The following is a 25380-nucleotide window of genomic DNA, read 5'->3' as shown; positions in this document are numbered from 1 at the left end:
CGAATCAATTATCCAGGCTGATACGTATTGCCCCAGCAGCAGCGAGCGGGGCCAGAGCCGCAGCAGCAGCCAGTAGGGCCGCCAAAATCGCCAACTGTGCGCTGTAGGCATAGCCATCAATAGCCGCCTGTACCGCGCCGGTGCCGAAGATTAGCACGGGCACATACAAGGGCATAACAATTAGCGCCAGCAGTAAACCGGGGCGACGCAGAGCCACTGTAAGCGCCGCACCAATTGCACCAATCAAACTAAGGCTCGCCGTCCCCAGGAACAGCGAAATAAACAGGCAAAAATACCCCTCAGCGGGGAGGTTCAGCATCAGAGCCAACAAAGGCGACAAAAGTGCCAGGGGCAAACCGGTGGCTATCCAGTGCGCCAAGGACTTCGCCAACACGGCGAAATACAGCGGCTGTGGCAGCAGGGTTAGCTGCTCCAGAGTCCCATCCTCAAAGTCTCCGCGGAACAAACTTTCCTGGGAGAGCATGGTAGCGAGCAGGGCCATCACCCAGATCATGCCGGGGGCCATCTTCGCCAATAATTCGGGCTCCGGTCCTACCCCCAGGGGCAGAAGCGCAAGCACTGTGACAAAAAACAGCAGGGGATTGGCAATATCTGCCCGCTTGCGCAGGGCCAATAGCATTTCAATCCTGAAAAGAGCAATAAAGCCAGGGCTTATACGGGCACCACTCACCGGGGATTGGACATCAGTTGAAGACATGCGCTCCCCCCATATCGGCAAAAGATTCCTCGACCAAAAAGTCAGAAAGGTCAACGAAATCAAGCCCTGCCAAAGCCAAGGGCTGGTGAGAGGTCAGCAGGATGGAACCACCTTTTTCGATATGTGCGGACATCTGTTTTTCCAGCGCCGCCACCCCGGCAATATCCAATGCTGTTAAGGGCTCATCGAGAATCCACAGGCACGGCGCCTGCGGCAAGAACATACGCGCCAAAGCCACGCGACGATTCTGGCCGGCAGACAGGCTGTGGCACAGGCTATGTTCAAAACCGAACAGGTCTACTCTGTCCAAAGCCAGCAGGGCTGACTCATGATCCGCACCATACCAGGTGAGGTTCTCCAGGGGTGTCAGCCCCGCCCGTATACCACCACGATGGCCGATATATAGCAGGGACTCGCGCATGCTACGCAATGCCGTTGGGAATGGATTACCACACCAGAGTATCTCACCACTGAATTCACTGGCACTGCCAATCAAGGTGCGCAGCAGCGTAGTTTTGCCCGCGCCGTTACTGCCTTTCACCTGAATTGCAGCCCCTCCAGGGAGTGAGAAATCAAGGCCCTCAAACAAACGCCGGCCATCCCTTTCACAGGCGAGGTCGCGCACTTGCAATACAGCTGGGGACTTGGGAGTCACAGACATTGCTTAGATAAAACCACTCTGACGAAAATCTGATCGGCATTATACCGGCACTTGCACCAATTGCATGGTATTCAACACAACCTATCTCACAGGCTGTTGATTTCAAGCAAGGCCAAGCCTGAAATTGGACAGATATTTGTACGCTGGTATTGGCCCCGGTGCCTACCTCTGATATTTTCACACTGTCGTGAGGCGGTACCAAGTGCCGTATGCCCGGACGGATAAGGGCTGAAACTCTGCGGTCGACATCATAAGAAACTTCGATGTGATTCGGTGGCCAAACCAGCCCCGTTTGTAAGGATGCACGATAATGACTAGCCCTGCTGCTGAAGCCAGCCGCTGGCTCAATGCCAGCTCTCTGACCGGCGAAGATATCCTGATTAACCGCCAGCCCTTCCCATTCTTTGTAGCCCGGAAAGTTTTGAACGAGGAAATGATGTCCTCATTCATTGAGGACTTCCCTCATCTTAAGGGTGCTGGCTACTTACCCCATGAAAAGGATGAGTGCGGGGCTTCCATTAACTCTTTGATTACCCAATTTACCGACCCGAAATTTGCCGATACTATCGGTGAAAACCTGGGTATTGAAAAGCTCTCCCAATACCCGACTTATGTCTCCATCAGCCGTACTTTGAAGAAGCGCCACGGCAGGATACATACCGACGGTAAATCAAAAATCGCCACTGCCCTACTCTACCTCAACCCTGAGTGGACTGTAGATGGGAATGGCTGCCTGCGCTTTCTGAAGCGCATCGACGATTTTGAAGATACCGTTGCCCCTGAAGTCTCACCTGTTTACGGGACCCTTGCAGCCTTTAAGCGCGCGGAAAACTCTTTCCACGGCCACTTGCCTTTCGAAGGCCAACGATTGGTTATCCAGGTAGCTTGGTTGGTGAGTGCTGCCGACATGGAGAGGAAAGCCAAGCGCGGCAAATTGTCCCACAAGCTAAAGCAACTGCTTGGTTGGTTTGGTGGTAGACAAGGAAAAGATGCCGAAGGCACAGCTGGCCAGATGTAGCTGGCCTTCCGGAAAGCGGCCCCAGAGCCGCTTTCTGTCCACTGCGATCAACAATGAAATTTTTATCTTCACGCTTAAAGATAAAATTAAGCCCCATTCTCAAAGGCATAAACACTTCTGTCTTTTAGTGAAGGAAATTAAAATGCCCTTCCAGCTGGAATAAGCATCAATATACTTGCTCACCAACCAGCTCTTGTTACAGCTGCCCCTGAAAACACTTTTCGAGAAAACTATCTAAAGAAAGGAAACCAGGCAGGTAATTTTCCAGTCAGGTTGCACGGAGCATTATCAAATACCCCGTACACCCCTTAAAGCTATCAACTATTTATAGTTCTAATTTTCAAATTCATAATCCATTAACTCTCGCCTCAAGCGTATCTCCTCCAGTTTATCCTCCACCATCCTGCGCGCATCGCGCGGCGGCTGCGAGGTAGCCTGCCGTAGTACTTCAGTTGCAATTTGTGGAATGTCCACATTGTCAAAATCCATGTACTTTTCGTTAACGTTACCGCTCATACGAAACTCCATAATCTTGATCCGCGAAAGCAGAAATTTCCTTATTGCACTCAAGGTGCATCCGCAGATTAGCGATGTAAAACAACCGTGGTCAAGCAGAAATTTACACCTGAACAATGACAAATTGACTTCAATCAGAATTGAGCCTGGCAAGCGCAAAAGCATCCGCCAAATAGAACTTTCCCAATAGGAATCTAATAGGCCAGCCCCTTAAATTTATGAAAAAATTTCGGAAAAAGGCCAAACTAGAAACAGCGAGTAAAGTGGTAACTAGATAGCTTTCCTGTTACCTAGAGTGACAAGCTAAATGCCTCTGGCCGACATGGAATGCAGTTGGGAAAGGAAAAATTTACAAAGCAGGATGGCATGACATTTGTCGCCATACCGGATAGAATGGCCGCCCTCCACACCACAGTCAGCCATACAGCTCGACCAAAGTGCATGCCCCCGTCGGTTAACAGGATAAACCACGGACCTCCTAAGTCCGGACTGGTGGTTCGAGTCCACCCGGGGGCGCCATCTCCCAACACCCCGTGAGAGCTACAGGAATGCCTTACAGAGTAAGTGCTTTAGCCGAATGCATAAATAGCGCCAGGAACAGGCCCGCCAACAGCACCCCACCCCAAAACAGCCTAGCCTGACGGTTGATGTTCCGCCCGCGCTTTACACCTTCCCTAACAGCCTTTCCCATAGTACAACTCCTTTTGACTACCTGATTACCCGGCAACGATAGCAGCTTAGGCTCAAGCCGGCCTGAAACTCACCAATAGCTTATCGTCCGCCACAGGCAAGCTTCAAGACCAGAATAGACGAAGCCCGGCCAAAGCCGGGCATCGCCTATAGAAATGCAGTTACTGTTACTGCTTCTGCTTTTGTTTCTGCATATTACTGTTGCCATTGGTGCCGCTTTTATTGTCGCCACCTTGCATATTCATCATCTGTTTCGCCTTATCTTTGCCATGGTGACGTCCCATTTTATGCCACTCATCCTTAAACTTGGCCCAGAAAGACTCTTTAGGCGCATTGGTGCAGGCGGTGATAATCATTGGTGTCACCTTCTCGGTGCCTTCAATGTCCAACATATCCCCTTCTTCCTTACCTCGCTTTGAATATGCTGCAGCCCAGTAAACCGCTTTAGGCTTGATTTCATCATCTATGGCCAGGAAGTCTGCACAGGTCCAGTCCTTAGCTGGCTTCTTGGGATGGGAATCCGCAAGGGCAGCAGAAGCAGCAAGACTGGCAATTACCAAAGGAAGGATGTACTGCTTGCTTTTCACAATAAGATCTCCAAGGTATCCAGGGGTGTAACCCTGTGAATCAACTGCAGGTAATGTGCAATCCGCTCGCTTCCCAGGAGCTGGCAAGCTGAGACCAGCAATTCACAGCCCAGACTCAGCAACACCAGGCATTTCATGAACCCAGTCTCTAAACCAGTCCTATGACAGCGGAAACGCTAACCAGGGCACCCGATCAAAGAGTGCCTGGCCCATTGAAAGAATAGACGCATTTTTCATTTTTTGGCGCAAAAACGAAAAAACACCCACATCAACTGTCAACCAACCTCGATGAAGCCAAAGCCTAAGATAAGGGTTACAAACCAACGCTTAAATCGACATTAATTGCGGAAGCAGAAAGAGATATCGATTGCATACACTCCCTATAGGAGAATTCACCTACTCACTTTAACTGTTAATAGGCGCTATCAAGCTATTCAGTAGCCCTGTATATTGAATTTGTAGCCTCCCAGGACTGACTGCTACTTTCACCCCGCAAAAAGGAAACACCAATCCAGATAAACCATCCTATTTGTGTAATGCCAAATATTTCTGTGAAAATGTCATCTGGATAGATAGTTGCAATTCCAGCCATCCCCACTAACAACCCAAGAAAATTTAATGGGCGAGGAAAAACCTTAGCCTGCAATCCCACAATGCTGATCAAAAGAACCCAAAGTCCTCCCGCCAACTCATTACCTCCCCCGAGACTCTCAACCATCAGGTAAATAATTCCCCAAGCATCAAAAGCTTTTTCCAAACTGACTTCCATAATATCTATGACATAGGAAAGGCCAATATTTGCAATCATACCGCTCGCAACCACTAAGCCGACCCAAACAGCTCCAAACAGGGAACCTACGGCAGTAATAGCCCTACTCCTTCTCTTAAGCTTCTCATGTAAGCCAACCACTAAACAGCCAAGAAAAACTGCAAACACCAGATACATAAAAGTATAAACCACACTAAATTGAATCTGGTTCCCCTCCAGAAACATCATTTTTTCAGCGGGACTCCCTCCTGATGGAAATGCCCAAAAAAAACCAAAAAATAGAAATGCAGCAATATATAGAAAACCCATACATATTGCTGAAACCCCAGCAACCCTATCCATACTCTTCACCTATTTGCCTCAAAATAAATAAAAATACTTCCCCTAACCCAAAAACATCAAACAATTATCGAGCTGGTTCAATTATGCAGCCTAAATATCATCACTTGACAGCATCCTACCTCGGTGACAAGTCAAGTGGCCGCAGGAATAAACATCCATACCAACAAACAAAAGGCACAACCTGTACCATTGTTGATATTAGCGTCAAAACCCTAGAACCCTGCACTCCTCATGAGTCAAGCCGGATCCACCATAATGACCAACCCACGTTTCTGGCACAATTTATTCAACTTTTAGGCCCGAGGCCCTCCGTATAAACTTGCCACTAACTATAGGGAGCTACCAATAAATCCGAAATCACCTTACAGCTATCCTTATCAAGGACCGTAACTGGTGTAAGGTAGGGGTGGATTAACAGTTCTCGGTAGATACTTTCACAACTTCCAGTAGTCACATCCCCCCTCAGGCACTCTCCCCATGACTTTCTGGATGGGACGCAACCCCATAGCAACCATTAAGAGAAAAATATTAAAAAGACCGGAGTAAGGTGAAACACCATAGAGGGTTTCGACTACAGCTAACGAATAATAGCTTGAGGTAAAGATTAAACTATGACGACTATTTGATTCGAAAAAAATACAACCTTTATATGCTGTGCATTTTTTAATGCTGCCTATGCAGGCTCAATTTTTAAACTCTAACCACTACTGTTTTAAAACGAGGCATTCAACTTAACCATTAGCTTAAATTGGCCCCACATCCTCATGTGAACCCACCCATAACACTTTTCATATAATTAACCCTCCCCCCAAACTTTATTATTTCTACCTCCCTATCAGAAAGATCATTTCTCAACCATATAGTCCTATTTTTGGTAAGATTCCTAAGCTCCAAAAACTCATTATCTCCGGTGCAACTCATGAGATCAAAAAACTGAAGCTTATCCCCCTCACTAAACACGTCATAGTCGCCTTGGCTTCCCAAAGTTAATATCAAAACCCCATGGTCAATAAGATTTTTTCGATAATGCATAGTTACACTTTTTGCAATCACACAACGCACACCCAAAAAGCGCAATGTAATAGCCGCATGCTCTCTCCCAGATCCATACCCCAAGTTATCCCCCGCAACAAGGAAAATATCCTCTTCAACTTCCTGTGCCCGGTCATAAAAGGTGTCATCAATCCGGGACAATGCATGGCGACTCAGTTCTGGCACATTTGACCACAAGGGCAGCGCCTCAGCACCACCGGGGATAATATCATCCGTAGAAATATTATCTTCCAGCTTTAACAATACTGGCCCAGCAATAACACTGAGCATTTTACCCAAAACAGGTAGTGACTTAATATTAGGCCCTTTCTTCAACTCTACTTTTACCGGAATTTCCTGAGGAGGCTCCATTAGCGGCCGCATATCCATTAAAGTTTCCGGCTCTTCGAAGTCAGGATAACTCATATCCAAACTTCTGGGATCAATAATTTTCCCAGTGAGAGCACTTGCAGCAGCGGTTTCTGGACTACACAAGTAAACCTGATCCTCCTTTGTACCAGAGCGACCAGGAAAATTGCGTGGTACCGTTCTAAGGCTATTGTGCCCACTTGCCGGTGCCTGCCCCATGCCAATACAGCCACCACAACCGGTATCATGCAGATGCGCACCCGCGCCAATTAATCTTTCAAGGTCACCACTTTTAGTCAACTCATGGAGTACCTGCCGTGAGGAGGGGTTAATATCAAAGGACATCTCGTCCGGTACATATCGCCCCCCAACTATACGTGCTGGTATAGAAAAATCACGCAAGCCCGGGTTTGCCGAAGAGCCAATATAACTTTGGGAAACCGGTCTTCCACTTACCTCTCGCACCTTGACCACCTTATCTGGTCGCGAGGGGCAGGCAATCATTGGCTCAATCTCAGACAAATCAATAAATTCCTCCTCATCATAAGTAGCCCCCTCATCGGCGCCTAACTCGATGAAATCCTCCTCCCGAGACTGCTGACGAAGAAAAGACCGGACCTGCTCATCAGAAGGGAACACACTGGTAACTGCACCCATTTCATGGCCCATATTGGCGATTACATGCCGATCCATGGCTGTTAAGCTCTTCAAGCCCGAGCCACGATACTCAACGATTTTATTCCAGCAGCCTTTAATCGTATATCTTCGCAGCAATTCTAGAATAATATCCTTTGCGCTAACCCAAGGCTGCATCTTTCCATCTAAATACACTCCTAAGATTTTTGGCATCACTAATGTAAGCGGGCAGCCCATCATGGCTAAGGCAACCTCGATACCACCCGCGCCCATTGCCAACATGGAAAGGGAACCCGCAGCACAAGTGTGACTATCAGCCCCAAGCATCGTTTTTCCTGGAATCCCAAAACACGACATATGCACTGGGTGGCTAATCCCATTCCCTGGCCGGGAATACCAAATACCAAATTTTCGACATGCACTATGCAGGAATACATGATCATCCCCATTCCTATGATCTGCTTTTAAAATATTATGATCTATATATTGAGCACAGAGTTCTGCTTTTACGGACCGCGCCCCTAAAGCTTCAAGCTCCAGCATGACCAAGGTACCAGTAGCATCCTCACTAAGAACCTGATCAATTTTAAGCTGTAAGACCTCCCCTGGAGCCATTACTCCACTAACCAAGTGGCTTTCAATCAATTTTTCAGCAAGATTCATCCTGCTCATATTCCTATTCCCCACCCTAAAAAAACCTACAATCTTAATTGGAGAATAAGCTCTTTAAAGAAAAACCCCTCATTAAATAAAGAACGTTAAAGCATATAAAAATAAAATTGTGGACAAATCTACATATACAGAAGCTCCTGTACCCACCCCATAAAAACCAAAAAGGAAATAATTCTAAATTACCTTGGTTTCGGAAAATAAGTGCAATTGGTAAAAGAGTGATCAGCTTGAAGACCGAAGGGGCCACCAGAAACTACGGCGTCTTGCTGGGTAACGAAGGGCCCCGCGCTGGTTCCTACTACTGTACCTCAAAGTTAATCCTACGCGGCGCTGCTAAACTGGTGCATGAACTGTTCGCAGAGCCAGACAGGAGGCTCACCTTATCAGTGGCGGACCCATTTCTCGACAGCTTCGACTCAAAGGTAGAGATCATGGATATGAAGAAAGTACTAGAAGACTTCGACGCTGGATACAATGAGGCCTTCAACCGAGGGGATGCTACGGCGTGCGCCGCATTCTTCACTGAAGATGTCATCTTGCTGGCACCTGAGCAGCCGATGACACGCGGCAGAAACGCATTTGAAGAGACTTACCAATCTCGAATGGACGAAAGCAGAGGTGGCATTCATAGTAACAGACTCGTGGAATATGGCGTTGAGGGTGACCTCGCCTATCAGATAGGAACCTTCTCCATTGCGGACACAAACCCGCCCGAGCAGGGTAAATTCGTCAACATTTTGAAGCGTCAAGCCGACGGGACATGGAAAGTTGCCGTTTCCATTTTCAATAGCGATAAGCCCTAGCAAAATGCATTACTGCTGCCACCAAATGCGCCACAGAGGACCGAAGCTTTATTACCTGTGACGGTTAAAAGCCTTCATTGATTAGTAGCCCCAACAATTTTGCATTGTACTCTTGAGCAAAACACTTATTGTACTGATGAAGCCCTATATCTAACACGACATCTTTTTATAATGCCCCCACTGCCACAGAAAACGCAATATTTGGAGCGAACACCTCTAACTCCCCCTCTAGAGGATACTCAGGTTTTCCAGGAACAACACATCCCTCTTCAGGAATACAAACTTCTACCAGCTGAAACTACCGGATCATTGGCTATCGTAATCGACTTGTTACTTTTAGACACCTCGCCCCAATCCCATGCAACAGCTCCGGTAAATAAAGAAAAACCCAAGAAAAATTTACTTCTTATGCCGGTGTTCTTTATTGCCCACGCCTTTGATTATTAAATTTCATACTCGAACCGGCTGCCAGCACTTGGCGACACTAGGAGGGTTTGATTACCACTCCGCCTTGTGTACCAGAATCATCGCAATACGAACAGTATTTTGTACTGAACAATAACCCGGAAATACTACTGTAGTTATTACTGACCGTGGTAAAACTAAACTGTGCAGTGATGGTTATTTTCGCCGTGCTGTCGTCAGCAGAAGCGAATAGAGTGGAGCTGTTTGGAAGGCTGGTGATACCGAATTGATTCTTGGGCAGGCTGTGTAGACCCTGTACTTCGACTAAATCGGTTTTCACGCATTTAGCTCTTACCCTGCCGTTTTCATTTTGGAAATTATCGACAATAAGCAGCGCAAAATAATGATTGCCCCGCTGTAATAAATTTTTCCTTTAGAACAGTTGTAGCTGTTAACCAGCAATTCAATATCACTTCCCCCGGCAGGGATCTGGCTATAGGCGCGAGCTGCCACGAGCTTCTTTGCCCAGCACAAACCAGCTAGGCGTATTTCTTAAAAGATAGTGGGAGTAGATAGGCTGGAAACAAAAAAGCCCGGCATAAACCGGGCTTTTAGAAGATGGCGGTGAGGGAGGGATTCGAACCCTCGATGCCTTTCGACATACACACTTTCCAGGCGTGCTCCTTCGGCCACTCGGACACCTCACCAAATTGTTACCCTTGAGGAGGGTAATCCGCCTTACAGCGGGTCTCTCTCATTTGCTAAATCTTCAAGGAAATCAGGAAGATAGCTTCTGTCTCGTCGAAAGAGCGCGCACTTTACCCAAATGTTTCCCCATGTGCAAGCCCTTATTGTGCATTCCAAGTCGAAAAATACTCATCAACCTGTAAATCCGGCGCCTCGCGGGGAGCTTTGCCTGGGGTTCCACAGTAGATAAAGCCATCTATTTGCTCATTTTCACTGAGACCAAGCCCCTCAGCTACCACAGGGCTACCCCCCAGGGGGCCTGTACGCCAGTAGATACCAACACCTTCGGCATAGGCGGCAGTGAGCATTGCCTGTACAGCACCTGCGGTGGACATATGTTGCTCCAAAGGGGGGACTTTGGGGTGCTCCTGCAGGCGAGTGATCGCGACAATGATTAAGGGAGCACGCAGTGGCATGGCCAAAGTGCGCTGGCGCAGGGCCTCAGACAAGGGAATATCCTCAGCCTGCTCAGCCGCCTTTAGGAAGATCTCTCCCAGGCGATTGCGTTCGTCGCCCTCAATTAATAGGAAACGCCAGGGGCGAAGGCCGGCGTGGTCCGCTGCACGCAAAGCAGCGCGAAAGATGTTCTGGCGCTGCTGCTCACTTGGGGCTGGCTCAGTTAGCTTACCCGTTGAGACTCTGTTATGCAGGGCGGTCAGGGCATCCATCGTTATCTCCAGTTAAAGTCCAAGCGCGGAGTGTACCCTAACCAGCGCGTATAGCGCATACGCGCACCCGGTATAAAACCCCACTAAAAACATCGGTTTTTTAGCAATCTGGCTTTTGGAGGAGTACACTTCGCTCAGTAAACCACTGCGCAGCCTACGGACCCAGCGAAGATTGGGCCATCCTATCGCCTGCTCGCGGTATGTATACTTCTGCTACACGGACAAAAAGATAACCACAAATGCAGGACCAGATTGAGGGGAACACAGATCGGGGGATCAGCCCCCATTACTCTACTTATTTCCGTACCTTAATTTGTTTTGCGGCTACGGGCACCCTGGTCAATACTGTCGACTGGTCCTCTCCATGGCAGCTGGACAAGCTGCTTACCGCTGGCACAGCTGTATTATTGCTCGTGTACTGTGCGTTTGCCCAATTCCTACTTTATAAATCTCGCGATAAAAAAGCTTATAAAACCCGACGCTGCCTCTCATTTATCGATACCATTTTTGTCGGGATTACGATTGCACTGGCCAATTTCAGCATGCTGCCGTCGTTGCTATTTGTCACTGTGGTGCAGCTCAATGCCCTTACCCAAGGGGGTGGGCGCAAGTGGTTCGAGCACAATACAGGCCTTTTGGTTGGGGTTGTGCTCGGGTACCTGATGCACAAGCCGGCATTGCTGATCAACGCAGATCTCACTATAAGTACAGTAAGCTTGATAGGTATCCTCGCCTATTTGTGTGCCTATGCATTTTTTACCCACCGACAAATTAGCCAGCTCAAGGAAGCTAATCACACGCTGACTACGGAGCAACGCATAAATAAAGTACGCTCCTACAAGCTTTCCAAGTACCTGCCACAGCGCTTATGGCGTTCTGTAACCACTGGCGATGAAGAGGCGCTGACCACGCAACGCAAGCTGCTGACCGTTTTCTTTTCCGATATCAAGGATTTCAGCCAGCTTACCGAAGAGCTGGAGGCTGAAACCTTTACCTTATTGCTCAACAATTACCTCTCGGAAATGGCCCGTATTGCAGGCCAATACGGCGGTACTATCGATAAATTTATCGGTGATGCAGTTATGGTGGTATTCGGGGATGATGAGAGCAAAGGACCTAAATCCGATGCTCTGCGCTGTGTAGCCATGGCCCTAGCAATGCGCAAGCGGGTTCGTGAGATGAAACAGGAATGGTACAATAAAGGAATCTCACGGCCACTGCAGGTTCGCATGGGGATAAATACCGGCTATTGCACCGTGGGTATTTTTGGTACCGCAAACTATCAGTCTTATACCGTGATGGGGACCCATGTAAACTTGGCTTCACGCCTGGAGGGCGCTGCCCAACCGGGGGAAATCCTGATTAGTCACGAGACCTGGGCCATGATTAAACACACAGTTATGTGCCGGGACAAAGGCCACATCACAGTGAAAGGTATCAGTACACCGGTCAAGGTTTACCAGGTAACTGACTTGCGTAAAAACCTCGGCGGCCAACAGAGTTATCTGGAAGAGCACGCCCCCGGTTTTTCCATGCATCTGGATCTGGATAAGATACGCAATTACGACAAAAATAAGGTGCTGCAATCCCTGGAAAAGGCAACCTCCAACCTCAAAAGCAAAGTCATTATGTAAATTACATGGTGGTATGCATGCGTATAGCCAGGTTGCCCATGATCCACGCAGTACCCACCACAATAATTAGCAGAATCAGCGTAGAAAAAAGAATCAGGGCCAAGTTATCCCGCCCTTCCCTTCGCGTGGTGACATTCAGGAAACACTTAAGCTGCACCGCCAATTGAGCCACTCCGAGCAAGCCAACCAATAACAGCACACTTTTGTTTTCCCGTCCCACGGCAAGGACTGCCCAGAACGCAGCGAGCGTAAGCACTACCGATAACACATAACCGGTCAGATAAGTACGCAAATGGGCAGCATAACCAGATTTTTCAGCCATATACCCACCCACCGAAATAAACTATGGAAAAAATTCCAATCCAGATCAGGTCCAGGAAATGCCAAAACAGGGCTAAGCGTAGGAAGCGCAGTTTTATAATATCCAGCATACCCTTTTTCCATACCTGCGCAATCAGCACCAGCATCCACAAACAACCGAAACTGACATGCAGGCCATGCAGCGGCACCAGACCAAAGAATGCGGAGAGATAACCACTGCGCTGGGGTACCCCACCCTTCTCCGCCATTTGCGAGAAGTCATACAATTCCAATGTCAGGAAGCCAAGCCCCAGAAGCAAAGTAACCACCACCCAGAAAAGAAAGCTGGCTTGGCTACGCTGGTGTTTCATGGTAACTGTGGCAATACCCACGGTGAGACTACTGGTAAGGAGCAGCATTGTTTGCGCAAACAGGCTGCCAAAATCGAATAGCTCCCTGGGCCCCGGCCCACCTGCTGTCGCACCAATCATAGTGATGTAAATAGCAAAAACGACCCCAAAGAAAATCAGGTCGCTCATCATAAATACCCAGAACCCGAAGACCACCATATCCGGGTCTTTATGGATCGCCCCAGGCAACTGACCTGGGTTTACATTTGGGTTACTGGTTGAAGGATTTCCGTTCATTTGTCAGCCTAGTGCTCCAACTTGGCATACCCAACATTGGCCGGGGTGTTTTCGAGATCCCTGCCAATCGCCCGGCTCTTTTTCACCTGCTCCAGCCACTTTTCCGTATCTTTCTGTACTTGGCTCGCTGGAATAACCCGTTCACTGTCCCAGCGGAAAGTGGAGGCTATTACTGCAACAATAATGGCCAGGGCCGATACCAGAGCCAGCCACCAGATATACCAGACCAGGGCGAACATCAGGATGCCGCTCAGCACGCAGAGGATAAATCCGAGGGGATTGTTCTTCGGCACCTCGATATCACGGTAAACTTTTGGAGGCAGATAGGCCCGCCCCTGCTCCTTGGCCTCGGTAAATTCATCCCGATCAGTAACCCTGGGCAATTCGACAAAGTTATATGAGGGTGCCGGTGCCGGAATCGACCACTCCAGGGAGCGACCATCCCAGGGATCCCCAACTGGAACACGATTTTTATCCCGGTCTTTCAGGCTAACTACCAGCTGAACCACTAAGCTGATTAACGCGCACAAAACCACCATAGCGCCAACAAACGCCACCAACATATATGGTTTGAAGGTGAGATCCATATAGCTAAACGAGCGCCTTGGCATCCCCAGTAAGCCAGCACCATAGAGCGGGAAAAACGTCAGCATAAAACCGAGCACCCAGAGAAATGCGGACCAGCGCCCCAACCTGTCATTGAGACGAAAACCAAATGCTTTTGGGAACCAATAGTTATACCCGGCAAGCAGTCCGAACAACACTCCCGGAATTAGCACATTGTGGAAATGCGCTACCAGGAACAAGGTATTGTGTACTTGGAAATCCACTGTAGGGTTGGCCAGGATCACACCAGATAATCCGCCAATCACGAATAAAATCAAAAATCCGATGGAATAAATCATCGGCGTCGTAAAGCGAATTCGCCCCCGATACATGGTCGCCATCCAGTCATAAACCTTTACGCCAGTGGGCACCGCAATCAACATGGTGGCAATCCCAAAAACGATATTGATCGTGGGGCTCTGGCCCATAGTAAAGAAGTGATGCAGCCATACGGTAAAACTCAATACGGCAATACTCATAGTGGCAATTACTAACGATTTATAGCCATAGAGTCGTTTTGCGGAAAAGGTGGAGAAAACCTCAGAGAAAATCCCATAAGCCGGAAGTACAAGCAGATAAACCTCGGGATGCCCGAACAGCCAAAACAGGTTGGCATAGTTCATCATATTTCCACCAAGGTCATTGGTAAAAAAGTGGAAGTCGAGGTACCTATCGAAACCGAGCATCAGCGCCGCCACGCTAAGCGGTGGCATAGCAAATATCATCAGGATGGAGGAGCAGAGTACCGTCCAGCAAAACATCGGCATCCGGAAAAATTTCATCCCGGCAGCACGGCACTTGATAATCGTTACTGTAAAATTAATACCAGTCAGGGTGGTACCCGCCCCTGAAAAAACAATGGCCCACACCCAGTAATCCGGTCCTACACCGGGATTAAAATCTGCGCCTGTATAGGGCGGGTAGGCAGACCAACCGCCTGTGGAAAACTCCCCTACCACCAAGGAGACCATCAAAAGAATCCCGGATGAAACGGTGACAGCCAAACTGATCTGGTTGAGCACCGGAAAAGCAACATCCCGAGCTCCAATTTGCAGTGGCATTACAAAGTTGACCAAGCCAACTACAAAAGGCACAGCAACAAAAAATATCATGATTGTGCCGTGGGTGCTGAACAACTGGGCAAAGTGGTCAGCGTAGAGGAAACCATCAGGAGCAGCGGCCTGCTGTGCCCGCATTACCATTCCCTCCAGCAAACCACGGGTCATCATCACCAGTGCGAACACAATATACATGATGCCGATTTTTTTATGGTCTGTGCTGGTCAACCACTCAGACCATAGAGGCCCCCATGCCCGGAACCAGGTCAGCAAACCAAGAATTGCGACAGTTGCGATAATAACAATGCTACCCGCTGTACTGGCAACGGCCTCACTAACAGAGGGATCAGTAATCAGTTTGCTAAAGACGAGGGAGTCCCAATCCAGTTTCCCCAACCAGCCGTGCTCATTCATGGCTGCGCTCCCTCCACTTCCTTCTCCCGCCCAAATTTCTCAGTACCGGGCTGCTCCTCAATACTGAGTGGTTTACCGGAGTGGTAGCGCATCACAATGTCATGGAAAAGCCCGGAGTCCGGAAGCGTGAAATATATGGCCTGGGCGGGCATTTGTGCTGTCGCCAATTCTTTGTGTGCCTCCTCACGGGTGGTACGTGTGGCCAGGCGATTGTAAATATCCATATCCAGCGCAATACCTGCGGAGCGTACCTGTGACACCCAGGCCTGAAAATCCGCGTCATTCTTGATCAGTACATCAAATTTTTGATCAGTAAATCCTTTGCCGGTGAATTGGGTATTTTCTCCCTGGGTTTTACCGGTTTTGGTGGCAATAAAATTGAGCTTGGTGGTCATTCCTGGCATCACATAAATTTGACCCGCCAATGCCGCAATAAAAAATGACTGCATCACCGTATCACTGGTCAGGGTCATAGATACTGGTGTGTGCACCGGAATGACCAGTTCCCCCACTGTGGCGATTTTCAGCTCGGGATAAATAAACAGCCATTTCCAGTCCAACCCCACCACTTCCACCCTGACCGGCGGTACTACCCCTTCAATTTCCTTATAAGGATCCAGGCTAATTGTAGCGCGCCAAAGCATCACGGATAGAACCAGGATCACCAGAAAAGGGACACCCCACATAACCACTTCCAGTGGGCCATAGGACTCCCACTTAGGCGTATAAATACCGCTGCCTTTCTTGCGCCGGTATTTTATGAGAATAATTGGGACCAGGATAAAAACCGGCAGGACAGCCACCATGGTGAGAGCTGTAGCCCAGAAGAAGTGGGTTTTCTGTTCGTGGGCCACCGGGCCCAGGGGCATCAGGAAGCTTTCTGCGGCAATGGCTGAATTTGTACACAGCATACCCAGGAGCAAGACAGAAAGGCCAAATACAAGCCAAGGCAATAGGCGGAAACCCCATAACCATTTCCGCTTTTGCGGTAGCCCTACGAGCACATCAACTTTCCAATCCATTGTAAAGCCTACCGACGATAGGATTTCGCTGGCACCCACATCAGGCTACCGGCTATACCAGACCCGCTACTCACTCATCGCATTTATAAAACAAAGTACTTCCAGTACTTGCAACGTGATGCTTTACGGCTCGTCTCACCAGAATAGCTGAAGAAACTGGGCTTTAACTTCCAGTACTCTCCCACTGGACGAAGTTTCTGGCGGACAATTACATTTATTCTGCAGCGGTAGGTGATCTACCTTAGAAAACACCATCCTTCATCATTTCCTGAATCACTGTCTCAATATACTCTCGCGCATCTCCCTCCCGTGGCCGGCGTATTTCTCCATCTACATAGTTAACCAGGAAAGTCTCAGACTGTATTGACCAATACAGCTCTTCGCTCGGGGATATATATAAACGGGTTTCCACTATGGCAACTTGGGAGTTGGATATGTTTCTGTTCGGTCGTTTGAACTGAATCAATTGAGTAATAAGCAGAGTATCAAATTGATATGCCGCCAGCACCTGGGCAATCTCTTTCATGGATGGAATATTTTCTCCTGTCGCGAAATCGCTCCATGCGTAAGCCTCCAGCTCATAGCGTCTCAATTCCTCTACCCACACATCCTCAACATAAATCCCGACAATTGGGCGAGGCTCCAGGGTATAGGCCAGCACCAGAGTTTTCCCCAATGGACGCCAAGAAATATGAGGCGAGTGCCAAGTATGAGTGACAACTGTCCTGGCTGGATGGCAACCATACAAACTAAGACAGAATAGAAGGAGCAAGACTACCCGGGAAGCCATCATCTCTACCCTAAAACGAGATACGACTGGTGAATTGAGTGCGCCAAACCGAACCATAGGCCCCATCCTTATCCTCCCGAGTGCCATACAGGGCCTCCACACCAAATAACCACTGAGGCGTTGGGGTCCAGGTCAGGTTAATACTGCTGTATTGGGTTTCCCGGAATGCGAAGCCAGGTTGAAAATCGAAATTATCTTGCTGTACCAGTCCATAAGTGGCAGCGGTATATAGACACGGGGTCCACCAGTGCTGGTAACCGATATACCAGGCAAGTGTGGGAATAGCCTCCAGCCGGTTTTCATAAAAATCGTAAGAGGCATCCGCAGGAAAATCATTCAGAATTCCCCCATACCCCGCTCCATAACTAACAGAATATGAAATAAAATCGGGGGCTAAGCGCCCAGGCAAATCTATAGCACCGCTTAAATTTACTCCCCATCCGGTATCTGAAACAGTGGACTGTGGTTCTCCACTACCACGTAAATCCCGCAATATAAAACTGCCTTGAAAATTTATGTGATCTGTTTGAGAGATAACGGCGACTACGGCATCGGGCCAACGCGAAACCTCCACAGCCCCCTCAAAAACCCGCTCATCGGGCGCTTCCAGGGCAACCTCCAAAGTGAGTGTCGGATGGTAAACTCGCTCCCAACGTACAATTGGGTGTCGTAAAGAAGGCAGTGAGTTTGGCCCCTCATAATCCAGTGTATTTGGCCAGGAATTGAGATTAGTAAATGTGGACCAGTCCTGACCGAGCAGTAAGCTCCCTCCAAGGAAGATATCACTTACTCGCCCATAGGCCTTACGCAACTGTAATATTGGTTCTGCAACGCTAAAATCCCGCAGGAAATCCATTGTCATTTCTGTGCTGATTTTCCGCCCACCCCAAGGAGTGCGTGTCTCAAATTTCAACCTCGACACCTGCACAGAAACGTTGGTTTGGCCGTCCTCCCCCTCTGCAGCGGTGCGGTCGCTGGTAACAATCGCACTGGTGATGAACTCTGCCGGGCTCACAATAGCGCCGGTATCATAATTCGCATCCAGCTCCGCAAAGCCACTAATTTTGATCCTTGTACCCCGTCCCGTTACCTGGATAGAGCCGGGCCAGTCGGTTGGTGCTTCTGCAATTGCAGACTCCAGTTCGCTTGGAGATATCTCGGGGTGATGATCCTTTAAGCGCGGCGGTAGGGATGGGTCTTCCGGTATGGCACGGCGCAACTCTTCAACCTGCTGCCGCAGGGTATCAAGAGCCGCTTTTTGGCGTTGTATTTGCGCCTCTTGTTCTTCCAGCTGGCGCTGCTGGTCTTCTATAACACGCAGCAGCTGGTCGGCTTCAACATAGACTTGAGTAAAAGAGGGCTGGGAAAAAAAGGTCAGGATCGCAAACACAATCGCAGTAGGAACCGCAGGGGATTGTGTATTGATTTCCATGTATACGGCTTGACTCCATCTCCCTAGGGGCCGGCCTGCTCAAATTTCAGCAGTTAGTAAATTTCCCACAGTTTGATTCAAGAAAGGGTAGTCCAAGACTTAGCGGCACTGTTAATCACCCGCTATTAACCTTAATACTTCCGGGTAAAAATCAGTAAAAAAAAGAAAGCTGCGTCACATATTGACCCGACAGATGTCGGGCCAAAGCAAACCGAAAAATACTATTGGCGGGCAAAACGGGGGGGCAGCGGTTTCTCGATCCGGGTGGAGCGTAACGGGTTGATATCCAGGCCACCACGGCGGGTATAGCGGGCACATACAGTCAGCTCTGAAAACTCCGCCAATTGCTGCAGATCGCAAAAAATCCGCTCGACACAATGCTCGTGGAAATCCTGGTGTTCCCGGAAAGAAATGATATAGGCGAGTAGCGCCTCACGCTTCAATGCCGGCCCCCTGTACTCCACCATTACAGTAGCCCAGTCCGGTTGACCGGTAACCGGGCAGTTGCTGCGCAACAGGTGGCTATAGAGTATCTCACTAATATCCTCCTCACTCTCGTCCAGGGCAAGCAGGGATGGATCCGGCTGGTATTGCTCCACCAAAATATCCAGGTCATCCAGGCAATAACCCTGGGGCCTTTCTACCGCTAGGGCGGCATCCTCCACATCCAGCAAATTCACCTCGACTGCAGTGCCAACAGCGGCACCCAGATCCCGCGCCAGGGTGTCCTGTACCAGGCGCCAGGATTCAAACTTGCTCTGGTTGAAAGAGTTCAGGTAAAGCTTGAAGGATTTGGACTCCACCATGCAGGGGCTTTCTGCTGGAAAACTGAAGCGCGCCACTGCAACCTGTGGTTTGCCCTTCGAATTCAACCAGGACAGCTCAAAACCCCACCATTCATCCTCCCCAAAAAAAGGCAAGGCGCCGGCAGACAAGCCCAACTGTGCGCGGGAGATAGAGCGCTGGATCGGGTGTAGCAACTGCGGGTTGTAAGTGGACTCATAAGTGGTCTCCCGACCCAGCGGGAGGTTCTGCCAATCTTCTCTGTTCATAATCAACCTCAATGCCTTAATCGCTTGCCGTGGCTCATCAGGTAGAGCCCCCAGCTGGCGAGAAGTGCAATAAATGCCAAAACCCCAACAAACGCCCAAGCCACACTGATATCCGAAACCCCAAGTATCCCATAGCGAAAAGAATTCACCATATAGAGGATTGGGTTGAGTTTCGACAGTCCCTGCCAAAACGGCGAGAGTAGCTCAATAGAGTAGAAAACACCCCCCAGGTAGGTCAGCGGGGTCAGAACAAAAGTGGGAATAATTGAAATTGCATCAAAACTATTGGCATAGATGGCGTTGATAAATCCCGCCAACGAAAAAAGCACTGCGGTCAGAAATACGATAGCCATGGTAACGCCAACATGCTCGACACTCAGCGAGGTAAAAAACATCGCCACCAGGGTAACAATCAAACCAACAATCAAGCCCCGCGCCACACCACCGAGTACATATCCGGCCATCACTGCCCAGTTGGGCGTGGGCGACACTAAAAGCTCCTCAATACTGCGCTGAAACTTGGCACTATAAAAAGAGGAGACTACGTTGGCGTAAGAATTGGTGATGACCGCCATCATAATCAGGCCCGGCACCACAAATTCCATATAGGGGTAACCGCCCATATCTCCGATCCGGCTTCCAATCAGGGAACCAAAAATCACAAAGTACAGGGACATGGTAATAACCGGTGGCACCAACGTTTGTGGCCAGATACGCATAAACCGGCGTATCTCGCGGCGTAAAATCGTACTGAATGAAATCCAGGTTAATTTGCCGCTCACTCGTCCACCCCCTCCATTTTTTCCTCGGACAACATGGAAATAAATAGCTCCTCCAGGCGGTTGGCACGGTTGCGCATACTGGTCACAGTAATGCCCTGGGATTTCAACTCAACAAATACCTCTGTCAGGGACTGCCCTTTCTCCACCGTGATTTCCAGAGAGTGATTATCCAACAGACCACACTCAAACCCCTGAAGCCCTGGCGCCTTATCCAGGTATTCACTGCAATCGAGGATGAATGTCTCACGATTGAGGGTTTTCAACAGAGACTTAATTGAGGTATTTTCCACAATAGTGCCCTTGTCGATAATGGCGATATTGCGGCACAGGCTCTCAGCCTCCTCCAGGTAGTGAGTGGTAAGAATAATGGTGGTGCCCTGAGCATTGATCTGTTCCAGAAAGGCCCACATAGAGCGCCGTAACTCAATATCTACCCCTGCAGTGGGTTCATCGAGAATCAATAGTTTCGGCTCATGAATCAACGCTCGCGCAATCATCAGGCGGCGCTTCATACCTCCGGACAACATACGTGCCTGGGTGGCCCGCTTGTCCCATAATCCCAGTTGCTTGAGGTACTTTTCAGTGCGCTCTTCCGCCAATTTGCGCGGCATCCCATAGAAGCCACCCTGGGTAGCAACGATATCAAACACCTTCTCAAACTGGCTGAAGTTGAACTCCTGTGGCACTACGCCAAGCAGTCGCTTGGCGGCTGGGAAATTACTATCGATGTCGACCCCGAAGATAGAGACACTACCCGCAGTCTTACGTACCAGCGAGCAGATAATACCTATAGTTGTGGACTTACCTGCACCATTGGGGCCCAGCAGGGCGAAAAAATCCCCCGGCTGTACTTCAAAGCTAATGCCCTTCAAGGCTTGGAATCCGCCCTCATAGGTTTTTTGCAGGTTCTGGATAGATAGCGCGGCGGTCATTTCTCACTCCTGTTGCTGGAGGCGCCATTCAACGCGCTTGCCCAATTGAATTCAACCAGTAGGAAGACAGGGATTTGACAGTGTGGCCCAGCCTGGCAACAGCCGAAAGTCCGGGCGCACCTATAGTCCCGGATGCACCGGCGCAAGCGATAGGCTTAGAAGCAATATACCGGAAAATTAAAAAGCCGCTCGATTGAGCGGCTTTTTAATTTGGAGCGGGAAACCGGGTTCGAACCGGCGACCTCAACCTTGGCAAGGTTGCGCTCTACCAACTGAGCTATTCCCGCGCTTTGGGTTGGCCCGGCAGCAGTGCTGCCGGGCCATATTGGCATCCCCAAGGGGAGTCGAACCCCTGTTACCGCCGTGAAAGGGCGGTGTCCTAGGCCTCTAGACGATGGGGACAGAAACTTGCACTACAACCTGCCGGTCCCGTGCTGCCATGCTGTCCATGGCATTGCCACTGGGTTTCCAGTGACTTCACCTCGAAGAAATGACCTGAGGTCATCCTGCAAAGCAAAACTTGGAGCGGGAAACCGGGTTCGAACCGGCGACCTCAACCTTGGCAAGGTTGCGCTCTACCAACTGAGCTATTCCCGCAATTTGACCCGACAGCGACGCTGCCGGGTCGTATTGGCATCCCCAAGGGGAGTCGAACCCCTGTTACCGCCGTGAAAGGGCGGTGTCCTAGGCCTCTAGACGATGGGGACAGAAACTTGCACTACAACCTATCGGTTCCGTGCTGCCATGCTGTCCATGGCAATGCCACTGATTTCTCGGTGACGATACTTCCCGAGAGGACTAGAGATCATCTCGTGAAGCATAAAGTTTGGAGCGGGAAACCGGGTTCGAACCGGCGACCTCAACCTTGGCAAGGTTGCGCTCTACCAACTGAGCTATTCCCGCGTGGCATCCCCAAGGGGAGTCGAACCCCTGTTACCGCCGTGAAAGGGCGGTGTCCTAGGCCTCTAGACGATGGGGACCCAGAATAACCCCTGTCGTCATCGCTGCGTTTTAAGTGTAGCTCTGCGTCAGAAGTGGGGCGCATTCTATGTACCACCCGGGGTGCTGTCAACACCCGAGTTAAATTTTTTTTCTTTTATTGTCAGGCACTTACCTAACCCGGTGGATTCCGGGAGCCGGATTTCGAACTCCCAGCCGCTGCGTTGTTCGCTGCACTGATGGCATGCAGGTGCAACTCTTCGAGGAATTCGCGAATGCGCTTTCCATTGGCGCCCAAATCACTTACCCCGACCCGGGAACTGGAGCGGACATCCACCCGCGAACCACGATCACTGTCCGGCCGTACCCGCACCACTATGTCATCAGTGAATCCCAGTAACAGTGTTCGGTCCACCGCCTCCAGATGACCAGCTCCGGGTTCATAGGAGATGATTTTCCAGCCCAACTCTTCAGCCACTTCCGCGGCCAGTTCGGTGGTACGCTCAACGGGCAGGTTTACATGCAAGGGATAGATATCGGCATAAACATCGGACTCCCGTTGCAACTCCGCGACCTGTTCACCTGCGTATGTGGCGCTATTATCACCTGGCTTACGCAGCTCCAGCACCGCGCGATACTGGGGCGGATTACGGGTGTCCGTAGTGATATCGTGGATTCTGGGCACGGCAAAATTGTCCTTACCCACCGTGATCAATGGAATGGCCACAGGCAGCAGGCCTAGCACTACAGCCCAAAGGGCATTGCTACGGGTTTCGGCACTGCGGCTTCGCACACCCCAGACAAAGATCAGCAGACTGACCAAGGCAATGACCAGGGCCGCGGCACCGGCATAGGTAAACACTTTGAATGCCACACTGTAATGCAGTAATCCGAATCTCAGTGCCAACCCCGCCAGGACAATCGCTGTAAGCAGAGCCCATTGAATCCACAGCAACCATCGGCTCCAGTGTGTCTCAGTCACTCGTCTTCCCCTTCCTCACTGCCTTCTTTATCCAGAGTTACCGACAGGGAGTTCACGCAATAACGCAGGCCGGTATTGGTGGGACCGTCGTCAAAAACATGCCCCAAGTGGCTTTCACACTTGCTGCAGAGAATCTCAACTCGCTGCATACCAAAGCTACTATCTGGAAGTTCGCGAATAATGCCCTCCGCAATTTCCGCATCGAAACTGGGCCAACCGCAAGAGCTCTCAAATTTTGCCGCTGAGTCAAACAAAACTTCGCCGCAGCACCTGCAACGATAGACACCTTCGTCAAAAACATCCCAATATTCGCCAGTAAATGGTGGCTCTGTCCCACCCTTGCGGCACACCTCAAACTCCTCATCTGTCAGCTTATCTCGCCAGTAGTTATTGTCTTTTGGTTTTGACATACTCTCTTGTTCCATTTTTTCCAGTTCCCGCAGGAGCGGCGCCCGCCGCCAGTGGACTTCCCGGCTTTCGCGCTGCTCGCACGCGACCCAGGACCGCTCCTGCCAAGCTTACAGGGCGGCCGAACCACCATGAAGGACATACATAAATCTGAAAAGCTGCACGGCGTCTGTTATGAGATCCGCGGACCAGTGATGGAGCAAGCCTATCGCATGGAGGAGGAAGGCCACCGGATTCTTAAACTGAATATCGGCAACCCCGCTCCTTTCGGTTTCGATGCCCCGGATGAGATTATCCAGGATGTCATCCACAATCTCTCCCAAGCTCAGGGCTATGTGGAGTCCAAGGGCTTATTCGCGGCGCGCAAGGCCATTATGCAAGAGTGCCAGACTCTGGGTATCCAGGGTGTGGATATTGACGACATTTACCTGGGCAACGGTGTCTCCGAGCTGATTTCCATGGCCACCCAGGCGCTACTTAATAATGGCGATGAGCTGTTGCTACCCATGCCCAATTACCCCCTGTGGATGGCAGCAGCCAATCTCGCCGGCGCCAACCCGGTACTTTATCGCTGCGATGAGGAGTCTGGCTGGCTACCGGATATCGAGGATATCAAGTCAAAGATTACCCCACGCACCCGCGGTATTGTGGTAATCAACCCCAACAACCCTACCGGCGCCATTTACCCGAGGCAACTGCTAGAGGATATCGTTGAAGTGGCGCACAGCCACAATCTGGTGATCTTCGCCGACGAAATTTACAGCAAGATCCTCTACGACGATGCCGAATTTACGCCGATGGCCAAACTGGCCCCAGATGTGCTCTGTCTCAGCTTCAATGGCCTGTCCAAGTCCTACCGCCTGGCTGGGTTTCGCTCTGGCTGGATGATAGTCGGTGGCGCAAAGCACCGCGCTAAAGGGTTTATTGAAGGCATGGATATGCTCGCCTCCATGCGCCTGTGCGGTAATGTACCGGCGATGTTCGCCGTACAAACAGCACTCGGCGGCTACCAGAGTATCAACGACCTGATACTGCCCGGCGGGCGCCTTCGCCAACAGCGAGATCTGGCTCATCGTATGTTGAACGATATCCCCGGTGTCAGTTGTGTTAAGCCCAGCGGCGCCATCTATCTATTCCCCAAACTAAGCCTGGACCACCATAAAATAGAAAGCGACGAACAACTGGTACTGGAATTCCTGCGCCAGGAAAAAATCCTGTTGGTACAGGGCAGCGCTTTCCACTGGGATACACCGGACCACTTGCGTATAGTCTTCCTGCCAAGGGTGGACGACCTATCACATGCTATTACCCGCCTGGGTTATTTTCTGGAGCGCTATTCCCGCTGATGTTGGACGATCTACACATTCACGATTTTTACCGAGATGCCGGCAGAATTTTGCTGGCGCTTTTCGGCCAGTTTCCTGTGCCCTCAACTCTTTATATCGAGGATATCGCCGGGCCCGATAACCCTGACGAATTCGGGCTGCACTCACCACGCCACTTGGCTTGCCTGGGTGCAGTCAGCTGGTTAAAGCAGAGTGGCTATATCAGTTTTTCTCAACTGGTACGCCAGGAGGCTGCAGAGGAAGCGGTGTTGAGCCACCGCGGTTTCCTACTGCTTATCAATTCAGAAGCAGAATCCGGCCAGAGCAACGCACAGTTGCTTAACAGCACGGTGCGCAGCGGTTCGTCCCCAAAACTACAGGCACTAATGGAGCGCCTGATGCGGGAATTTGCCCCACTCTAAAA

Annotated in this window: 25 protein-coding genes and 8 tRNA genes; 6 read left to right on the top strand and 27 right to left on the bottom strand. The window is 50.1% G+C overall.

Annotated elements, in window-relative coordinates; all coding sequences use genetic code 11:
• Window positions 1-4 precede the first annotated feature (4 nt).
• Together ccmB and ccmA are read right to left on the bottom strand one after the other, a co-directional pair.
• A complete protein-coding gene (gene ccmB, locus GL2_RS14145; protein ID WP_143731261.1) occupies window positions 5-718 on the bottom strand; it encodes a heme exporter protein CcmB in 714 nt (237 codons plus the stop codon).
• Window positions 705-1379 carry a cytochrome c biogenesis heme-transporting ATPase CcmA gene (gene ccmA, locus GL2_RS14140; protein ID WP_172621156.1) on the bottom strand — a complete coding sequence of 225 codons (675 nt, stop codon included), beginning with the start codon at window positions 1377-1379 and terminating at the stop codon, window positions 705-707. The genes ccmB and ccmA overlap by 14 nt, the downstream gene beginning before the upstream one ends.
• A 310-nt stretch (window positions 1380-1689) precedes the next feature.
• Here ccmA and GL2_RS14135 point away from each other — a divergent pair, with 310 nt between their 5' ends.
• Window positions 1690-2397: a 2OG-Fe(II) oxygenase gene (locus GL2_RS14135; protein WP_143731260.1), complete on the top strand. Its 708-nt coding sequence runs from the start codon at window positions 1690-1692 to the stop codon at window positions 2395-2397.
• 333 nt (window positions 2398-2730) lie between these two features.
• Here the strand turns inward: GL2_RS14135 and GL2_RS14130 are convergent, their stop codons facing one another.
• Window positions 2731-2913 (bottom strand): PA3496 family putative envelope integrity protein, encoded by a 183-nt coding sequence (locus tag GL2_RS14130; protein ID WP_143731259.1) that lies wholly within the window; start codon window positions 2911-2913, stop codon window positions 2731-2733.
• Window positions 2914-3356: 443 nt separating this feature from the next.
• Between GL2_RS14130 and GL2_RS14125 the strand changes: the two genes are divergently transcribed.
• Window positions 3357-3432: transfer RNA gene (locus GL2_RS14125), tRNA-Arg, on the top strand.
• A 34-nt stretch (window positions 3433-3466) separates the two neighbouring features.
• Here the strand turns inward: GL2_RS14125 and GL2_RS21530 are convergent.
• From GL2_RS21530 to GL2_RS14110, 4 genes are all read right to left on the bottom strand, one after another.
• Window positions 3467-3604 carry a hypothetical protein gene (locus tag GL2_RS21530; protein WP_172621155.1) on the bottom strand — a complete coding sequence of 46 codons (138 nt, stop codon included), beginning with the start codon at window positions 3602-3604 and terminating at the stop codon, window positions 3467-3469.
• Between the two features lie 166 nt (window positions 3605-3770).
• Window positions 3771-4190: an acid-activated periplasmic chaperone HdeA gene (gene hdeA, locus GL2_RS14120; protein ID WP_197736460.1), complete on the bottom strand. Its 420-nt coding sequence runs from the start codon at window positions 4188-4190 to the stop codon at window positions 3771-3773.
• Between the two features lie 430 nt (window positions 4191-4620).
• Window positions 4621-5301, bottom strand: a complete 681-nt coding sequence (locus GL2_RS14115; protein ID WP_232053626.1) for a hypothetical protein — start codon at window positions 5299-5301, stop codon at window positions 4621-4623.
• 762 nt (window positions 5302-6063) lie between these two features.
• Window positions 6064-8001 carry an aconitate hydratase gene (locus GL2_RS14110; RefSeq protein WP_197736459.1) on the bottom strand — a complete coding sequence of 646 codons (1938 nt, stop codon included), beginning with the start codon at window positions 7999-8001 and terminating at the stop codon, window positions 6064-6066.
• 236 nt (window positions 8002-8237) lie between these two features.
• Here GL2_RS14110 and GL2_RS14105 point away from each other — a divergent pair, with 236 nt between their 5' ends.
• Window positions 8238-8813, top strand: a complete 576-nt coding sequence (locus GL2_RS14105; protein WP_143731256.1) for a DUF4440 domain-containing protein — start codon at window positions 8238-8240, stop codon at window positions 8811-8813.
• A gap of 484 nt (window positions 8814-9297) precedes the next feature.
• On the opposite strand, the gene GL2_RS14100 is transcribed toward GL2_RS14105, so the two are convergent.
• From GL2_RS14100 to GL2_RS14090, 3 genes are all read right to left on the bottom strand, one after another.
• Window positions 9298-9558, bottom strand: coding sequence for a hypothetical protein (locus GL2_RS14100; protein ID WP_143731255.1), 261 nt, complete (start codon window positions 9556-9558; stop codon window positions 9298-9300).
• Window positions 9559-9837: 279 nt separating this feature from the next.
• Window positions 9838-9925 (bottom strand) — tRNA-Ser (locus GL2_RS14095).
• A gap of 141 nt (window positions 9926-10066) precedes the next feature.
• Window positions 10067-10633: a nitroreductase family protein gene (locus GL2_RS14090; RefSeq protein ID WP_143731254.1), complete on the bottom strand. Its 567-nt coding sequence runs from the start codon at window positions 10631-10633 to the stop codon at window positions 10067-10069.
• A gap of 239 nt (window positions 10634-10872) precedes the next feature.
• Here GL2_RS14090 and GL2_RS14085 point away from each other — a divergent pair, with 239 nt between their 5' ends.
• The gene (locus GL2_RS14085; protein WP_143731253.1) at window positions 10873-12267 is read left to right on the top strand and encodes an adenylate/guanylate cyclase domain-containing protein; all 1395 of its coding nucleotides are present in this window, start codon (window positions 10873-10875) and stop codon (window positions 12265-12267) included.
• A gap of 1 nt (window position 12268) precedes the next feature.
• Here GL2_RS14085 and cyoD read toward each other — a convergent pair whose 3' ends face one another.
• The 17 genes from cyoD to msrB all read right to left on the bottom strand — a co-directional run bounded on the left by cyoD (window position 12269) and on the right by msrB (window position 23633).
• On the bottom strand, window positions 12269-12589 hold the full coding sequence (gene cyoD / locus GL2_RS14080) for a cytochrome o ubiquinol oxidase subunit IV (protein WP_143731252.1): 321 nt from the start codon (window positions 12587-12589) through the stop codon (window positions 12269-12271).
• Complete coding sequence (locus tag GL2_RS14075) at window positions 12582-13214, bottom strand: cytochrome c oxidase subunit 3 (protein ID WP_143731251.1); 633 nt, start codon at window positions 13212-13214, stop codon at window positions 12582-12584. Before GL2_RS14075 ends, cyoD begins: the two co-directional genes overlap by 8 nt.
• An 8-nt stretch (window positions 13215-13222) precedes the next feature.
• The gene (locus GL2_RS14070) at window positions 13223-15292 is read right to left on the bottom strand and encodes a cbb3-type cytochrome c oxidase subunit I (protein ID WP_143731250.1); all 2070 of its coding nucleotides are present in this window, start codon (window positions 15290-15292) and stop codon (window positions 13223-13225) included.
• On the bottom strand, window positions 15289-16314 hold the full coding sequence (locus tag GL2_RS14065) for a cytochrome ubiquinol oxidase subunit II (RefSeq protein WP_232053625.1): 1026 nt from the start codon (window positions 16312-16314) through the stop codon (window positions 15289-15291). Before GL2_RS14065 ends, GL2_RS14070 begins: the two co-directional genes overlap by 4 nt.
• Before the next feature lie 241 nt (window positions 16315-16555).
• Window positions 16556-16975, bottom strand: a complete 420-nt coding sequence (locus GL2_RS14060; RefSeq protein WP_143731249.1) for a hypothetical protein — start codon at window positions 16973-16975, stop codon at window positions 16556-16558.
• Window positions 16976-17114: 139 nt separating this feature from the next.
• Window positions 17115-18536 (bottom strand): DcaP family trimeric outer membrane transporter, encoded by a 1422-nt coding sequence (locus GL2_RS14055; protein WP_143731248.1) that lies wholly within the window; start codon window positions 18534-18536, stop codon window positions 17115-17117.
• 221 nt (window positions 18537-18757) lie between these two features.
• The gene (queF, locus tag GL2_RS14050; RefSeq protein WP_172621154.1) at window positions 18758-19588 is read right to left on the bottom strand and encodes an NADPH-dependent 7-cyano-7-deazaguanine reductase QueF; all 831 of its coding nucleotides are present in this window, start codon (window positions 19586-19588) and stop codon (window positions 18758-18760) included.
• Between the two features lie 8 nt (window positions 19589-19596).
• Window positions 19597-20370 (bottom strand): ABC transporter permease, encoded by a 774-nt coding sequence (locus GL2_RS14045; protein ID WP_143731247.1) that lies wholly within the window; start codon window positions 20368-20370, stop codon window positions 19597-19599.
• Complete coding sequence (locus GL2_RS14040; RefSeq protein ID WP_143731246.1) at window positions 20367-21302, bottom strand: ABC transporter ATP-binding protein; 936 nt, start codon at window positions 21300-21302, stop codon at window positions 20367-20369. Before GL2_RS14040 ends, GL2_RS14045 begins: the two co-directional genes overlap by 4 nt.
• 211 nt (window positions 21303-21513) lie before the next feature.
• Window positions 21514-21589 (bottom strand) — tRNA-Gly (locus tag GL2_RS14035).
• 39 nt (window positions 21590-21628) lie between these two features.
• A tRNA-Glu gene (locus GL2_RS14030) sits at window positions 21629-21704 on the bottom strand.
• A gap of 119 nt (window positions 21705-21823) precedes the next feature.
• A tRNA-Gly gene (locus GL2_RS14025) sits at window positions 21824-21899 on the bottom strand.
• Window positions 21900-21933: 34 nt separating this feature from the next.
• Window positions 21934-22009 (bottom strand) — tRNA-Glu (locus tag GL2_RS14020).
• Window positions 22010-22129: 120 nt separating this feature from the next.
• Window positions 22130-22205 (bottom strand) — tRNA-Gly (locus tag GL2_RS14015).
• A 1-nt stretch (window position 22206) separates the two neighbouring features.
• Window positions 22207-22282, bottom strand: a tRNA-Glu gene (locus GL2_RS14010).
• 134 nt (window positions 22283-22416) lie between these two features.
• On the bottom strand, window positions 22417-23223 hold the full coding sequence (locus GL2_RS14005) for a DUF1499 domain-containing protein (protein ID WP_143731245.1): 807 nt from the start codon (window positions 23221-23223) through the stop codon (window positions 22417-22419).
• Window positions 23220-23633 (bottom strand): peptide-methionine (R)-S-oxide reductase MsrB, encoded by a 414-nt coding sequence (gene msrB / locus GL2_RS14000; protein WP_143731244.1) that lies wholly within the window; start codon window positions 23631-23633, stop codon window positions 23220-23222. The genes GL2_RS14005 and msrB overlap by 4 nt, the downstream gene beginning before the upstream one ends.
• A 129-nt stretch (window positions 23634-23762) precedes the next feature.
• Between msrB and GL2_RS13995 the strand changes: the two genes are divergently transcribed.
• Both GL2_RS13995 and GL2_RS13990 read left to right on the top strand, forming a co-directional pair.
• Entirely contained in the window at window positions 23763-24977 is a 1215-nt protein-coding gene (locus GL2_RS13995) for a pyridoxal phosphate-dependent aminotransferase (protein WP_143731243.1), read from the top strand.
• Window positions 24977-25378, top strand: a complete 402-nt coding sequence (locus GL2_RS13990) for a hypothetical protein (RefSeq protein WP_143731242.1) — start codon at window positions 24977-24979, stop codon at window positions 25376-25378. Before GL2_RS13995 ends, GL2_RS13990 begins: the two co-directional genes overlap by 1 nt.
• Window positions 25379-25380: the final 2 nt, after the last annotated feature.

It is taken from the genome of Microbulbifer sp. GL-2, assembly GCF_007183175.1.
Taxonomy (GTDB): Bacteria; Pseudomonadota; Gammaproteobacteria; order Pseudomonadales; family Cellvibrionaceae; genus Microbulbifer.
This window is presented reverse-complemented; position numbering and strand designations above follow the sequence as displayed.